General features: G+C 73.5%; 13 protein-coding genes and 1 pseudogene. 8 read left to right on the top strand and 6 right to left on the bottom strand.

Annotated elements, in window-relative coordinates:
• The 3 genes and pseudogenes from ACTT8P_RS28595 to ACTT8P_RS28585 all read left to right on the top strand — a co-directional run.
• Positions 1 to 202: pseudogene (locus ACTT8P_RS28595) on the top strand (hypothetical protein); the annotation flags it as partial.
• Between the two features lie 132 nt (positions 203 to 334).
• A complete protein-coding gene (locus ACTT8P_RS28590) occupies positions 335 to 1,600 on the top strand; it encodes an amidohydrolase family protein (protein WP_442834652.1) in 1,266 nt (421 codons plus the stop codon).
• A gap of 51 nt (positions 1,601 to 1,651) precedes the next feature.
• Entirely contained in the window at positions 1,652 to 3,256 is a 1,605-nt protein-coding gene (locus ACTT8P_RS28585; RefSeq protein WP_442834651.1) for a GMC family oxidoreductase, read from the top strand.
• Positions 3,257 to 3,307: 51 nt separating this feature from the next.
• Here the strand turns inward: ACTT8P_RS28585 and ACTT8P_RS28580 are convergent, their stop codons facing one another.
• The 3 genes from ACTT8P_RS28580 to ACTT8P_RS28570 all read right to left on the bottom strand — a co-directional run bounded on the left by ACTT8P_RS28580 (position 3,308) and on the right by ACTT8P_RS28570 (position 5,814).
• On the bottom strand, positions 3,308 to 4,042 hold the full coding sequence (locus ACTT8P_RS28580; protein ID WP_442834650.1) for an alpha/beta hydrolase fold domain-containing protein: 735 nt from the start codon (positions 4,040 to 4,042) through the stop codon (positions 3,308 to 3,310).
• On the bottom strand, positions 4,032 to 4,751 hold the full coding sequence (locus ACTT8P_RS28575; protein ID WP_442834649.1) for an enoyl-CoA hydratase/isomerase family protein: 720 nt from the start codon (positions 4,749 to 4,751) through the stop codon (positions 4,032 to 4,034). The genes ACTT8P_RS28580 and ACTT8P_RS28575 overlap by 11 nt, the downstream gene beginning before the upstream one ends.
• A gap of 67 nt (positions 4,752 to 4,818) precedes the next feature.
• The gene (locus tag ACTT8P_RS28570) at positions 4,819 to 5,814 is read right to left on the bottom strand and encodes a 2Fe-2S iron-sulfur cluster-binding protein (protein ID WP_442834648.1); all 996 of its coding nucleotides are present in this window, start codon (positions 5,812 to 5,814) and stop codon (positions 4,819 to 4,821) included.
• A gap of 168 nt (positions 5,815 to 5,982) precedes the next feature.
• On the opposite strand from ACTT8P_RS28570, the gene ACTT8P_RS28565 reads away from it, so the two are divergent.
• The 5 genes from ACTT8P_RS28565 to ACTT8P_RS28545 are packed head-to-tail and all read left to right on the top strand — an operon-like array spanning position 5,983 to position 11,393.
• Positions 5,983 to 7,425: a FadD3 family acyl-CoA ligase gene (locus tag ACTT8P_RS28565; protein WP_442834647.1), complete on the top strand. Its 1,443-nt coding sequence runs from the start codon at positions 5,983 to 5,985 to the stop codon at positions 7,423 to 7,425.
• On the top strand, positions 7,422 to 8,999 hold the full coding sequence (locus ACTT8P_RS28560) for a methylmalonyl-CoA mutase family protein (protein WP_442834646.1): 1,578 nt from the start codon (positions 7,422 to 7,424) through the stop codon (positions 8,997 to 8,999). The genes ACTT8P_RS28565 and ACTT8P_RS28560 overlap by 4 nt, the downstream gene beginning before the upstream one ends.
• Complete coding sequence (locus ACTT8P_RS28555; protein ID WP_442834645.1) at positions 8,999 to 9,412, top strand: cobalamin B12-binding domain-containing protein; 414 nt, start codon at positions 8,999 to 9,001, stop codon at positions 9,410 to 9,412. The genes ACTT8P_RS28560 and ACTT8P_RS28555 overlap by 1 nt, the downstream gene beginning before the upstream one ends.
• The gene (locus tag ACTT8P_RS28550; protein WP_442834644.1) at positions 9,397 to 10,353 is read left to right on the top strand and encodes a TIGR03564 family F420-dependent LLM class oxidoreductase; all 957 of its coding nucleotides are present in this window, start codon (positions 9,397 to 9,399) and stop codon (positions 10,351 to 10,353) included. Before ACTT8P_RS28555 ends, ACTT8P_RS28550 begins: the two co-directional genes overlap by 16 nt.
• Positions 10,350 to 11,393 (top strand): CaiB/BaiF CoA transferase family protein, encoded by a 1,044-nt coding sequence (locus ACTT8P_RS28545; RefSeq protein WP_442834643.1) that lies wholly within the window; start codon positions 10,350 to 10,352, stop codon positions 11,391 to 11,393. Before ACTT8P_RS28550 ends, ACTT8P_RS28545 begins: the two co-directional genes overlap by 4 nt.
• Before the next feature lie 26 nt (positions 11,394 to 11,419).
• Here the strand turns inward: ACTT8P_RS28545 and ACTT8P_RS28540 are convergent, their stop codons facing one another.
• From ACTT8P_RS28540 to ACTT8P_RS28530, 3 genes are all read right to left on the bottom strand, one after another.
• Positions 11,420 to 11,926: an RICIN domain-containing protein gene (locus ACTT8P_RS28540; RefSeq protein WP_442834642.1), complete on the bottom strand. Its 507-nt coding sequence runs from the start codon at positions 11,924 to 11,926 to the stop codon at positions 11,420 to 11,422.
• A gap of 128 nt (positions 11,927 to 12,054) precedes the next feature.
• Entirely contained in the window at positions 12,055 to 13,050 is a 996-nt protein-coding gene (locus ACTT8P_RS28535) for a helix-turn-helix domain-containing protein (RefSeq protein ID WP_442834641.1), read from the bottom strand.
• Positions 13,051 to 13,150: 100 nt separating this feature from the next.
• A complete protein-coding gene (locus tag ACTT8P_RS28530; RefSeq protein WP_442834640.1) occupies positions 13,151 to 13,918 on the bottom strand; it encodes an SDR family oxidoreductase in 768 nt (255 codons plus the stop codon).
• Positions 13,919 to 13,963 lie beyond the last annotated feature (45 nt).

Here is a 13,963-nt window from a genome sequence, read left to right as displayed (position 1 = left end):
GTCCCGGGGCAGCGCGGCCAGCAGCGCGTCGGCGGCCTGTGCCGCCCGGGGCGGGGTGCGGCCGCTGGCGGCGAGCGCGGAGCCGTTCCTGCGCAAGGACCTCTCGGTGGCCGCCACTCTCGCCGGGGAACTCGGCCTGCCGCTCGGCCCGCTGGAGTCCGCCGCACGGGCCCTGGAGGAGCTGTTCCCCGACGGTGGCTGACGGGCGGACCACCCCGCGCACGCCTGCGGTAACGGTATTCTCCGCTGAGGAAATCGCTGTTATCGTCGCGTGTGTCGCAGCGGCTCCGCCCGCGTCCTGTGCCGACCAGCGAACAGACACGGAGACCCCTCCATGGCCCATGAGTCCCGCGCCGCCCGGCCCCCCGTGCTGCTGCGTGCGGCCCGGCTGCTCGACATCGACAAGGGCGAACTCGTCGAACCGGGCGCCCTGCTGGTGACGGGCGAGCACATCACCGCCGTGGGCCGCACCGAGCGCCTCCCCGAGGACACGGTGGTGCGCGACCTCGGCGACGTCACCCTGCTGCCGGGCCTGATGGACATGGAGGTCAACCTCTTCCTCGGCGGTCCCGACCACCGCAGCCCGCTCATCCCGGTGCAGGAGGACCCGGCCGTGCGCACCCTGCGCGCGGCGGCCAACGCCCGCCGCACCCTGCGCCGCGGTTACACCACCGTCCGCAACCTCGGCCTGTTCGTGCAGACCGGCGGTGTCCTGCTCGACGTGGCGCTGAAGAAGGCCATCGACCTCGGCTGGACCGAAGGACCCCGGGTGGTGCCGGCCGGACACGCCATCGCCCCGACCGGCGGACACCTGGACCCGACCATGTTCCAGGCGTTCGCCCCCGGGGTGCTGCCGCTGACTGTGGAGGAGGGCATCGCCAACGGCGTGGCCGAGGTGCGCAAGGCGGTCCGGTACCAGATCAAGTACGGCGCCCGGGTCATCAAGGTGTGCGCCTCCAACGGGGTGATGTCGCACACCGGCCCGGCGGGCGCCCAGCAGTACTCCGACGAGGAACTGCGCGCCGCCGTGGACGAGGCGCACCGGGCGGGGGTGAAGGTCGCCGCGCACTGCATGGGCGACTCGGCGGTCCGCGCCGCCGTGGAGGCCGGCATCGACTGCATCGAGCACGGCTTCCTGGCCAGTGACGCCACCCTCGACCTGATGGCGCGGCGCGGCACCTTCCTGGTCGCCACCACCTGCCTGACCGAGCGGATGGACACCGAGCACGCCGACCCCGCCCTGCGGGCCAAGGCCGCCGACGTCTTCCCGCGGGCCCGCGAGTCCACGGCCCGCGCGATCCGGCGCGGCGTCAAGGTCGCCCTGGGCACCGACGCCCCCGCGATCCCGCACGGCAAGGGAGCCCTGGAGATGCGCGCCCTGGTCGACCGGGGCATGCGGCCCCTCCAGGCGCTGCGCGCCGCGACCACGGTCGCCGCCGACCTGATCGACGCGGACGACCGGGGGCGCCTGGAGCCCGGACTCCTCGCCGACGTCGTCGCCGTGCCCGGCGATCCCCTCACCGACATCACCGTCACCGAACGGGTGACGTTCGTGATGAAGGGCGGCCAGGTGTACCGCGACGACGCACCGAGACCCTGACCCCGCCGTTCCCGGTCGGCCACCGCGACCGCGAAGAAGGAGCGTGACGAGATGTACGACTACGTGATCGCGGGTGCCGGGTCGGCCGGCTGCGTGCTGGCCGACCGGCTCTCCCGCGACCCGGACGTCAAGGTGCTGCTCATCGAGGCCGGCGGCCCCGACCGCCACCCCTACCTGCGCATCCCCAAGGGCGTCGGCAAGCTCTTCGGCGACCCGTCCTACTCCTGGCACTACCGCACCCGCCCGACGCGCCCCGGCGGCAACCCGGACATGTGGGTGCGCGGCAAGGTGCTCGGCGGTTCGAGTTCCGTCAACGGCATGGTCTACAACCGGGGCACCCGGGCCGACTGGGACGGCCTGGCGGCGCTCGGCAACCCGGGATGGGGCTGGGATTCGATCCTGCCCGCCTTCCGGGCCATCGAGGACAACGTGCTCGGCGCCTCACCCACCAGGGGCGCCGGCGGCCCCCTGCACGTGTCCACCGTCCGTGACCCCGACCCGCTGTGCGACGAACTGATCGCCACCGGTGAGGCGCTCGGCCTGCGGCCGGTGGACGACGTCAACGACTACGACGGCGAGCGCATCGGCTACGCCATGGCCACCATCAAGGCCGGGCAGCGCTTCAGCGCCGCCCGGGCCTTCCTGCGCCCCGCCCGCTCCCGCCCCAACCTGTCCGTCGCCCCGCACACCACCGTCACCCGGGTGCTGTTCGACGGGGACAAGGCGACCGGCGTACGCGTGCGCAAGGCGGACGGGTCCACCGAGGAGGTACGGGCCCGGCGCGAGGTGATCCTCAGCCTCGGCAGCCTGGCCACACCCAAGCTGCTCCAGCTCTCCGGCATCGGCCCGGCCGGCACCCTGCGCGCCGCCGGTGTGGAGGTGCGCCTGGACCGCCCCCTGGTCGGCGCGCGACTGCGCGAACACCGCTGTCTGGCGCTCCGGTTCCGCCTCAACGCCCCGCTGGGTGCCAACCGGCAGCTGGTCGGCTCCCTCGCCCAGGCCCGCACCGGCGCCGCCTATCTGCTCACCCGCAAAGGCCCGCTGGCCAGGCCCGCCTACGACGTGATGGCCTTCCTCAAGTCCCGTCCGGACGCCGACCGGCCCGACACCGAGGTGCTGCTGGCGCCCTGGTCGCTGGGCGCGCTGAAGCCGGGCAAGCCCGCCGAGGTGGAGGCGGAGCCCGGGGTGTCGGCCTGCGCGATGGTGCTGCGGCCCACCTCCGAGGGCTCCCTGGCCATCACCTCGGCCGAACCCGACGCCGCCCTGGACATCGACCCCGGCTACTTCGCCTCGGCGCACGACCGCGAGGTGGCCGGCGACCTCTTCCGGCGGCTGCGGGAGTTCTTCGCCGCCGACCCGATCGCCTCCCGCGTCCAGCGCGAGACGTTCCCCGGACCGGCGGTGGCCGCCGACTCCGACGAGGACATCGTCCGCGCCGCGCTGGACGGCGGCTACTGCGGCTTCCACGCCGTCGGCACCTGCGCGATGGGCTCCGCCCCGGAGGACGTCGTCGACCCGGAGCTGCGCGTGCGGGGCGTGGACAACCTGCGGGTGGTGGACGCCTCGGTGCTGCCGGTGATGGTGGCCGGCAACCTCAACGGGCCGGTCATGGCGATGGCCTGGCGGGCCGCCGAGTCGCTGCTCACGGCCAGGTGAGGACCGGCCCGGCCACCGGCGGCGGTGACCCGCCGCCGGTGGCGCCGCCGCTCAGCGCTCGGACGAGCTGAACGCCGCCGACCGGTCCGGTGCGGCCAGGAACGCCGCCGTGGCACCCAGCGCCTTCAGCCCCTGCGCCGACAGGTCCTCGTAGACCCGCAGGTCGACGGCGACCCCCGAGTGCGCGGCCCGGGTGGCGAAGGCCAGGCTGTCGTCCAGCAGCACCTCCGTACCCGCCACGTGCAGTTGCAGCGGGGGCAGCCCGTGCAGGTTGCCGTGCAGCGGGCTGAGCAGCGGGTGGTCGCGCGGGGCGGCCCCCGCGTAGGCGGCCGCCCGCACGGGGAGCGCGCCGGCGTCGACCGTGCGGTCGGCGACCGCGTTGACGTGCAGGCTCGGCGCGTCCAGGGTGAAGTCCAGCAACGGGGACGTCAGCACCGCGCGGGTGGGCAGCGGCGCACCCGCGTCCCGCAGGCGCAGCAGCAGCCCCGCCGCCAGCGCGCCGCCGAGCCGTTTGCCGGCCACCGCCACCGGACCCCGCTCGTGGCAGTACTCCCAGGCCGCGTACACGTCGTCCAGGGACTGGGGGAACCGGGGGCGGTAGCGCGCGCACACCACCGCCTGCCCGGTGAGCCGGGTCAGCTCCCGGGCGCTGGGCAGCGCGTCCTGCGGGGTGCCGGCCAGCCGCGGGTCGCCGTGCAGATACAGCACGCTCGGACCGCCGGCGGCCCCCTCGGGCCGTACCTCGGGGCCGAACGGCCCCTCCTCCACTCGGACCTCACCTGCCACGGGACATCACCTTCTCCGCCGCTTCCCAGTGTTCCTCCGCCACCCACAGCCGGGCGAAGGCAGCGGCCGCCTCCTCGGGTGTGCGGGCACGGGTGGTCAGCATCTTGATCTCGCGGGCCTGCCGGGTGGCCAGCCGCCGGGCCAGCTCCCGCCAGCCCCCGTCGAACCCGGCGCGCGGCAGCACCACGTCGACGAGTCCCGCCTGCTGCGCCTCGGCGGCACCGAGGACGCGGCCGGTGGCGGCCAGCAGCAGGGCCCGGCCCGGTCCCACCAGCCGGGCCAGCCGTTCGGCCCCGCCCCAGGCCGGCACGATCGCCAGCGCGGTCTGGTTGAACCCGATCCGGACGTCGTCCGCGGCCACCCGGATGTCGGCCGCGACGGCGACCTCCGCGCCGCCGCCCAGCGCGGACCCGTTGAGCGCGGCCACCACCGGGCCGGGAAAGGCGGCGATCCGGTCGCACAGCGCGCGCATCCGCAGCGCCATGCGGCCGGCCTCCGCCTCGGTGCGCAGCTTCGCCAGTTCCTTCAGGTCGCCGCCGGACACGAAGGCCCGGTCGCCCGACCCCGTCAGTGCCAGCGCCGCGGCCCCCTCGGCCGCGTCCAGCGCCTTCTCCAGCTCCCCCATGGTGGCCGGATCGAGGGCGTTGCGGGCGTGCGGACGGTCGATCGTGACGACGGCCAGACCGTCCTGGATCTCCAGCTCAACCATGCGCGGCCTTCCGGTCGTCGTCGTGCTCGGGAGTCTTCGCCGAACGGTTCGAAGCTCGTGGAGCGGATCAGCCCTCGTAGATCACGGTCACGTCGGTGGTCACCGGCTCCGCCTGGCAGGTGAGCACCCAGCCCTCGGCCACCTCGTCGGCGTCCAGGGCGTTGTTCACCCGCATCTTGACCTCCCCCGAGGTCAGCTGGGCCATGCAGGTGGCGCAGTCCCCCGACTCGCAGGAGAACGGCGGGGCGAACCCGGCCCGGCGGGCGGTCTGCAACAGCGTCTCGCCGGGGCGCTGCGGGACGGTCCGGCGCTCGCCGCGCAGCCCGACCGTGACCGAACCCGGGCCGCCGACGGGCACGTCGGCCACCGGGGACGGCAGTGGGGTGAAGCGTTCGACGACGATCTGCCCCGGATCCGCCCCCGCGTCGAGGAGGGTCCGTTCGACCAGGTCCATGAAGGGGGCGGGCCCGCACACGTAGAAGTCGCTCCCCGGCAGGTCCTCCTCCGCCACGGCGAGGATCTCGTCCGCGGTGACCAGGCCGTCCCGGTCGTCCAGGTGGTGCCGCACCCGCAGCCGTTCGGTGTGCCGCAGGGCCAGCTCGTCCAGGGCGGCCGAGAAGATGGCGGCCCCCCGGCCGCGGTGCGCGGTCAGCAGCCGCACGGGCCGCGAGGTGCCGGTCAACGCGCTCTTGACCAGGGAGAACACCGGGGTGATGCCGCTGCCGCCCGCGAAGGCGACAAGTGCGCGTCCGGCGCTCTCCTCGCGCAGGCAGAAGGCCCCCGACGGCCCGGCCGCCTCCAGGGTGTCACCCGCCCTCAGCTCCGCGCACATCCACTCCGAGACCAGCCCGCCGGGCACCCGCTTGACGGTCACGCACACCTCGTCGTCGGTGTCGGGGCAGCTCGACATCGAGTAACTGCGCAGCACCCCGCGGACCCGGAAGGTCAGGAACTGCCCGGCGCGGTAGCGGAGGGGGGCGTCGAGGGCAAACGTACGGACGTCCGGCGCCTCTTCGGTGACCCGGGTGATCCGTACCGGCTGGAAACCGTGGTCGCGTGCCATGGTATGGAACTTACCTTCTCCTCATGGGAGAGTGCAATTCTCGCAACCGTATCGAGTGAAGGAGCGTCCCATGCCCTCTCGCGCGCTCGCCCGCCCGCCCCTGGGCACCGCCCCCCGTCCCGCCGGCCCGGTCACCCACGTCGACCACCTCACCCGGCTGACCGGCGCATGACCGCCAACGGGCCCTGGCGCAGCATCCCGCACCTGGTCCGGGACGCCGCCGAGCGGTTCGGCGACGCCGAGGCCGTCGTCGACGGCGCACAGCGTCTGACCTTCGTCGAACTGGCCGACCGCGTCCGGCGCACCGCCGGGGCGTTCGCCTCGGCCGGTGTCGGACCGGGGGACCGGGTGGCGCTGTGGGCGCCGAACTCGGCCGAGTGGATCGTCGCCGCCTTCGGGGCGCTGACCGCCGGCGCTGTGCTGATCCCGGTCAACACCCGGTTCCTGGAGGCGGAGGCGCACGACATCGTGGTGCGCGGCGGGGCCAAGGTGCTGCTCGTGCGGAACGGCTTCCTGGGCCGGGAGTTCACCGGCCCGCCCGGCGTGCCCGTCATCGACCTCGAGACCGACGGGTTCCTCGGCTCCGGCCGGCCACTGGAACGGGAGGTGGGCGAGGACGACGTGGCCGACATCGTGTTCACCTCCGGGACGACCGGCCGCCCCAAGGGGGTGATGACCACCCACGGGCAGACCCTGCGGCTGTACACCGAGTGGTGCGACCTCGCCGATCTGCGCCAGGGCGACCGCTACCTGATGGTCAACCCGTTCTTCCACATCTTCGGCTACAAGGCGGGGCTGATCGCCTCCCTGATCCGGGGCGCGACCGCGCTGCCGCTCGCGGTCTTCGACGCGGACCGCGTCCTGGAGCTGGTGGAGCGGGAGAAGGTGACCGTCCTGCCCGGCCCGCCGACCCTCTACCACTCGCTGCTGGCGGCGCCCGGCGGCCGGGACCTGTCCTCGCTGCGGGTGGCGGTGACCGGGGCGGCCGACATCCCCGTGGAACTGGTCCGCCGCATCACCACCGAACTCCCCTTCACCCACCTGATGACCGGCTACGGCCTCACCGAGGCCGGCACCGTCACCGCCTCCCGTCCGGGCGACCCCTACGAGGCCGTCGCCACCACGGTCGGCCGGCCCTGCGCGGGCTTCGAGGTCCGCGTCGCCGACGACCGGGAGGTCCTGGTGCGCGGCTACTCCGTGATGCGCGGCTACCTCGACGACCCGGCGGCCACCGCCGAGGCGGTCGACGCCGACGGCTGGCTGCACACCGGCGACCTCGGGGAACTGGACGCGGAGGGCCGGCTGCGGATCGTCGGCCGCAAGAAGGACATGTTCGTCGTCGGCGGCTTCAACGCCTACCCGGCCGAGATCGAGGGGTTCCTGCTGCGGCACCCGGCCGTCGCGCAGGCCGCCGTCATCGGCGTCCCCGACGCCCGGCTCGGGCAGGTGGGCAAGGCGTTCGTGGTGCGGCGCGGCGAGGTGACCGGGTCCGAGCTGATCGCCTGGGCCAAGGAGCACATGGCCGGCTTCAAGGTGCCCCGCCACATCGAGTTCCGCACCGGCCTGCCGCTGACCGCCACCGGAAAGGTGATGAAGGACCAGCTCTCATGACCGACGACGCCCGTACCGCCTCCGGCATCCCGCTGAAACCCGTCTACGGCCCGGCCGACCGCCCGGCCGACCCGCCCGCCCCCGGCGCCTTCCCCTACACCCGCGGCAACTACCCCACCGGCTACCGGGGCCGCACCTGGACGCTGCGCCAGTACTCCGGCTTCGGCACCCCGGAGGAGTCCAACCGCCGCTACCGCTACCTCCTCGACCAGGGCGGCACCGGCCTGTCGGTCGCCCTCGACCTGCCCACGCAGTGCGGCTACGACTCCGACGACCCCGAGTACACCGACGAGGTCGGCCGGGTCGGGGTGGCCCTGGACACCCTGGCCGACGCCGAGATCCTCTTCGACGCCATCCCGCTGGACCGCATCAGCACCAGCTTCACCATCAACGGCACCGCCGCGATCCTGCTCGCCTTCTACGTCGCCGCCGCCGAGAAGCGCGGCATCCCCCGGGCGAAGCTCACCGGCACCATCCAGAACGACGTCCTCAAGGAGTACGCCTCCCGAGGCACCTGGATCTGGCCGCCCGAGCCGTCGCTGCGGCTGATCGCCGACACCATCGAGTTCTGCGCGGACGAGGTGCCCCGCTTCAACGCCATCTCGGTGGCCGGGGCGCACTTCCGGGACGCGGGCGCCAACGCGGTGCAGGAGATGGCGTTCACCCTCGCCGACGGCGTGACCTACTGCGAGACCGTGCTGGAGCGCGGCCGGATGACCATCGACCGGTTCGCCCCGCAGGTGTCGTTCTTCTTCTACACCCACGGCGATTTCTTCGAGGAGGTCGCCAAGTACCGCGCCGGACGCAGGCGCTGGGCCACCATCGTCAAGGAGCGGTTCGGCGCGACGACCGACAAGGCGTGCATGTTCCGCTTCGGCTGCGTGGCCGGCGGCGCCTCGCTGTACGCGCCGCAGGCCCGCAACAACACCGTCCGGGTCGCCTACGAGGCGCTGGCCTCCGTCCTCGGCGGCGTGCAGTCGATGTTCACCGCCGCCTGGGACGAGCCCTTCGCGCTGCCCAGCGAGGAGTCCGCCACCCTCGCCCTGCGCACCCAGCAGATCCTCGCCCACGAGACCGGCGTCACCCGGGTCGCCGATCCGCTCGGCGGCTCGTACTTCGTGGAGGCCCTCACCGACGCCACCGAGGAGCGCATCGAGCGGGTCATGGCCGACCTCGAGGCACACGGCGGCATGGTCCGCTGCATCGAGGACGGCTACCTCCAGAGCCTCATCGCCGACGAGGCGTGGCGCGCCCACCAGCAGGTCGACTCGGGCGAGCGCCCGGTCGTCGGCGTCAACCGGTTCACGACCGAGGAACCCCCGCCCGACCTCGCCACCTACGAACTCGACGCCCAGGGCCGCGAACGGCAGCTCAAACGCCTCGCCCGCGTCAAGGCCGACCGCAGCGCCGCCGACGTGCGCGCCCGCCTCACCGAGCTGAAACGCGTCGCGGAGGAAGACGGCAACCTGATGGGCCCCCTGATCGCCTGCGCCAACGCCTACTGCACGGTGGGCGAGACGGCCGGCGCGCTGCGCGAGGTGTGGGGCGAGTTCCGGCAGCCGGTGGTGTTCTGATGACACCAACGGCACGCGTGCTGATCGCCAAACCCGGACTCGACGGGCACGACCGCGGGGCGAAACTCGTCGCCCGGGGGCTGCGGGACGCCGGGTTCGAGGTCGTCTTCACCGGCATCCGGCGCCGCGTCGACGACATCGCCGCCACCGCCGTACAGGAGGACGTGGCCCTGGTCGGCCTCTCCATCCTCTCCGGCGCCCACCTCACGCTGACCCGCCGCACGGTCCAGGCGCTGCGCGCGGCCGGCGGGGAGGACATCCCCGTCGTGGTCGGCGGCACCATCCCCGCCGGGGACGTCGACCGCCTCTACGAGGCGGGAGCGGCGGCCGTGTTCCCGACCGGCACCGCGCTGCCCGACGTCGTCGCCGGCATCAGAGCCCTCACCCAAGGAGAGACATGCGCATCGGAGTGATGAGCGGCCCCGAGCGGGGCGACGCCGCCCACAAGGCGGACCGGATGGCCGAAGACGCCCGCTGGGCGGAGGAAGCCGGCTTCGACACGGTCTGGGTGCCCCAGGTGCCCACCGACTTCGACGCGCTGACCGCCGTGACCCTGATGGCACAGGTGACCTCGCGCATCGAACTGGGCACGGCGGTCGTCCCGGTCCACGCCCAGCACCCCGTCGCCCTCGCCCGCCAGGCCCTGTCCGCCCACGCGGTGGCCGGCGGACGGCTCGCCCTGGGCGTCGGCGCCTCCCACCACTGGATCGTCCGGGACATGCTCGGCCTGCCGTACGAGAAGCCCGCCGCGTACACCCGCGCCTACCTGGAGGTGCTGAACGCGGCGGTCGGCGGCGCGGCCTCGGTGGACGTCGACAACGACGTGTTCCGGGTGCACAACCCGCTGGGCATCGGGCCGGTCGCCCCGCTCCCGGTCCTGCTCGCCGCCCTGGGGCCGGTGATGCTGCGGATCGCCGGGGCGCTGACCGACGGCACCGTGCTGTGGATGGCGGACGAACGGACGGTCGCCGACCATGTCGTCCCCACCATCACCAAGGCCGCCCAGGAGGCGGGCCGCGCCGCCCCACGCGTGGTGGCCGGCGTCCCGGTGTGCCTGTGCGCGCCCCACGAGGTGGACGCCGCCCGGGAACGCGCCAACCGCATCCTCGGCGAGGCCGAGGTGTCCCCGAACTACCAGCGTCTCCTGGAGCACGGCGACGCCCGGGACGTCGGCGACCTGACCGTGGCCGGCGACGAGCGCGCCCTCAGGGACCGCTTCGGCCGGTTCGCGGACGCCGGCGTGACCGACCTCTCGGTGCGCCTGCTGCCCCTCGGTGACGGCCGCGACGAGCTGATCGCCTCCAAGCTGCGCACCCGGGCCGCGGTCGCGGCGATCGCCGCGGAGTTCCGGTGAGCGAGCCGGGCCCCCTCGCGGGGCTGTGCGTCCTGGAAGTGGGGCACATCCTGGCCGGCCCCTACGCCACCATGCTCCTCGCCGACCTCGGCGCGCGGGTGACCAAGCTCGAACCGCCCGGCGGCGACCTCTCCCGGCAGGTGTCCGACGCCTACTTCGCCAGCCTCAACCGGGGCAAGCGTTCGGTCCGCCTGGATCTGGCCACCCCGGAGGGGCAGGGCAGGCTGCACGAACTCGTCCGGGGCGCCGACGCGCTCCTGGTCAACCTCAAACCGTCCGCCGTGCGCCGCTACGGCCTCACCTACGAGGCGCTCAGGCACTGGAACGAGCGGCTGGTCTGCGTCGCCCTCACCGGCTGGGGCCTGGACGCGGAGGACCGGCCCGGCTTCGACTACGTCGTCCAGGCCGCCACCGGCGTCGCCGCGCTCACCGGCGCACCGGACGGGCCGCCGCAACTGCCCGGCTACTCCTCCGCCGACAACTCGGCGGGCCTCGCCGCCGCGCTCGGCCTGCTGGCGCAGGTCGTGTCCGGGCGCGGCGGCCAGGTCGACGTGTCACTGCGGGACGTGATGCTCTCCCAGCTTAACTACCACGCCTCCGCCTGGCTCAACAACGGCACGGCGCCGCGCCGCCTCGGTGGCGCGCACGCCCACTACGTGCCCGCCCAGCTCTTCCCGACCGCCGAAGGGCACTTGGCCCTGTTCATCACCCACGACGGTTTCTGGCGCGCCTTCGCCGCCGAGGCGGGCATCGACGGATACGCCACGATGGCCGAGCGCACGGCCGGCCGCGACGAGGTCGTCGCGGCCGTGACCGCGGCACTCGCCGTGGACACCGCCGTGCGCTGGGAGGCCCGGCTGCGCCCGCTGGGAGTGCCCGCCGCCGCGGTGCGCACGGTGCCGCAGGCGCTGGCCGAAGCACCCGACGCGGTGGTGGAGACGGGCGGACACCGACTGGTCGGCAGTCCCTTCCGCGTCGGCGGGTACCGCCCGTGCTACGGGCCGCCGCCGGAACTGGGCGAGCACGACGGCCTCGGCTGAGCACGGGCGGCACACCCCCCGGCCCGTCAGGCGGTCCTGCTCCACTGCTGGTAGTTCAGCCCATTGCAGGAGTAGGCGCGCAGTCCGTACGCGGCGCTGTCGTCGATGCACCGTCCGGTGTTCACATTGCGCTGGGCTCCGTTGTCGTACCACCACTGCTGGAAGTTCAGCCCGTTGCACGGGACGGCGCGCAGTCCGTAGGCGATGCTGTCGTCGATGCACCGTCCGGTGTTGACGTTGCGCCACTCCAGCCCGCCGTTGAGGTTCCACTTCTGGAAGTCGAGTCCGTTGCACGGGTAGGCGCGCAGCCCGTAGGCGAAGCTGTCGTCGATGCAGCGGCCGGTGTTGGCGTTGCGGAGCTGGTACGAGGCCGCGGCCCCGTTCGTGCCCAGGGTGGAATCGACGACCTGGGCTCTGGGCCGTGTGCTGTCCGTGTCCGCGGTGGCCGCCGCGGCGGCCGGGTTCAGGGCCAGTGAGGAGAGGGCGGCCACCCCGGTCATGGCGAGGGCCGGGACGATGTGGCGCAAACGCATGGTGTTCCCCTTCGAGCGGCGATGGTCGGTGAGGGGCGCGGCGCCCCGGTGCGGTACTCGCCCATCGTGGCCCGCCCGGGGGCCGGGCTTCTCGCACCGCGTGCACCGTTGCTTGTGCCTGCGCGCAGTCAGCGTTCCGGCGCACCCCGGGCATCCCGAGGTGTGATGCCGTAGGCGGCGCGAAAGGCCCTGCTGAAGTCCGCCGGCCGCAGAAAGCCCCAGCGGGCCGCGATGGCACCGATCGGCACGCGACGCAGCCGCGCGTCGAGCAGATCGGCCCGGCACCGCTCCAGGCGGCGTCTTCGAATGGTCGCCGCCACGGTGTGCTGCTGATCGCGGAAGAGCGCGTGCAGAGTACGGACGGAGACGTGGTGGTGCGCCGCGATGGACCTCGGTTCCAGGTCGGGGTCGGCGAGGTTGAGGTCGATGAAGCGCTTGACGCGTTCGAGCAGCGCCCGCTGGCGTGTCTCAACGGTCAGCAGGTGCTGGGCGTCGAGCAGATGGGCCAGGTGCGCCGCGGCCAGGTCGACCATGACCGAGCCCAAGCGCGCCAGCTCCGCCGGGGCACACTCGGCGGCCCGGACCTCGAGGCCGGTGAGGTAACTCGCCAGGAGTGCGGCGCTGCCCGTCCGGGCGGACAGCCGGTGGCCCAGGAGTCGGTCCGCCTTCGCCTCCGGCAGCGGCAGTGCCCTCTTCGGAAGTCTCATCATGATCACCTGGACGGGATCTCCGTGCTCCGGGGCGCCGGCGTCGAAGGGGTGGCAGGAGTCGAAGAGGACCATCTCGCCGGTGCTGAGGCCGGTTTCGTTGCGGCAGTGGCTCAACTGGAGTGTGCTGCCCTGGATCAGTCCGAGGAAGTAGGTCTCCGGGTCGTGATGCCGGATGTGCGCCGGTGACCGCAGGGCACGCAACGGGGAGAAGGAGAACCGGCCTATCTGCGTGCCTCCGAGGTCGGCGACCGAAGCCCGGGCCCGGAAGTCGCGGGCGTGCGCGCTGGTCAGGGTCAGGTGGGCGATCTCCTGACGGCTGAGCCGGGTGTACCAGTCGAAGCGGTCCGCTTGCGGCAGGTCGTCGGAGGACATGGAGAACAAGGCGGCCGACGATGCCGAAGCCTTGTCGCTCACATCTGAATTTTTCCTGGAGTAATGGGACATGTGACCATGGTCGGCGCGGTGACGACCGGGCGACAGGGGGGAGCGAGCCACTCCGGACCGATGCGGTGGCCTACTTCGGCGGGAATCGCAGGGCCCCGTCCAGCCGGACGACCGAACCGTTCAGGTAGTCGTTCTCGCACAGGTGCTGCACCAGCGCCGCGTACTCCTGGGGCCGCCCCATCCGCCGGGGGTGCGGCACCTGCGGACCCCAGTACGCCTCCAACTGGTCACCGGCCTTTCCGTACGCCGGGGTCAGGACGGTGCCGGGGGCGACGCAGACCACGCGGATGCCGAGCGGGGACAGGTCCCGGGCGGCGACCAGGGTCATCGCGGACACGCCGCCCTTGGCCGCCGCGTACGGCAGCTGTCCGATCTGCCCCTCCGAGGCGGCGATGGACGAGGTGGTGACGACGACGCCCCGTCCGCCGTCGCCGTCGACCGGCTCGGTACGGCCGATCGCCGCCGCGGCCAGCCGCAGCACGTTGAAGACACCCGTCAGATAGACGTCCACCGTGGTCCGGAAACCCGCCAGGCCGAGCGGGGAGCCATCCTTGCCGACCAGCCGTCCGCCGCTCGCGGGGCCGCCGTGGCAGTCGACCGCGATCCGCAAGGTCCCCGCCCGCTCGGCCTCGTCGACCGCGGCCCGTACCGAGTCCTCGTCGGTGGCGTCGGTCCGGACGTAGCGCACCCCCAGCTCGGATTCCAGCGCCTTGCCCCGGTCGTCGGCCAGGTCGGCGACCACGACCCGGGCCCCCGCCGCGGACAGCCGCCGGACGGTGGCTTCGCCGAGCCCGCCGGCGCCGCCCACCACCAGGGCCGCGCAACCATCGATGCGCATGGAGTTCCCCTCTCTTGTAAGCAGTACTCTAAGTGTAGGAGAATG

It is taken from the genome of Streptomyces sp. JW3, from assembly GCF_052216785.1.
In the GTDB taxonomy this organism is placed as follows: domain Bacteria; phylum Actinomycetota; class Actinomycetes; order Streptomycetales; family Streptomycetaceae; genus Streptomyces.
The sequence above is the reverse complement of the archived record's forward strand: the minus strand, read 5'-3'. Positions and strand labels throughout refer to the sequence as shown.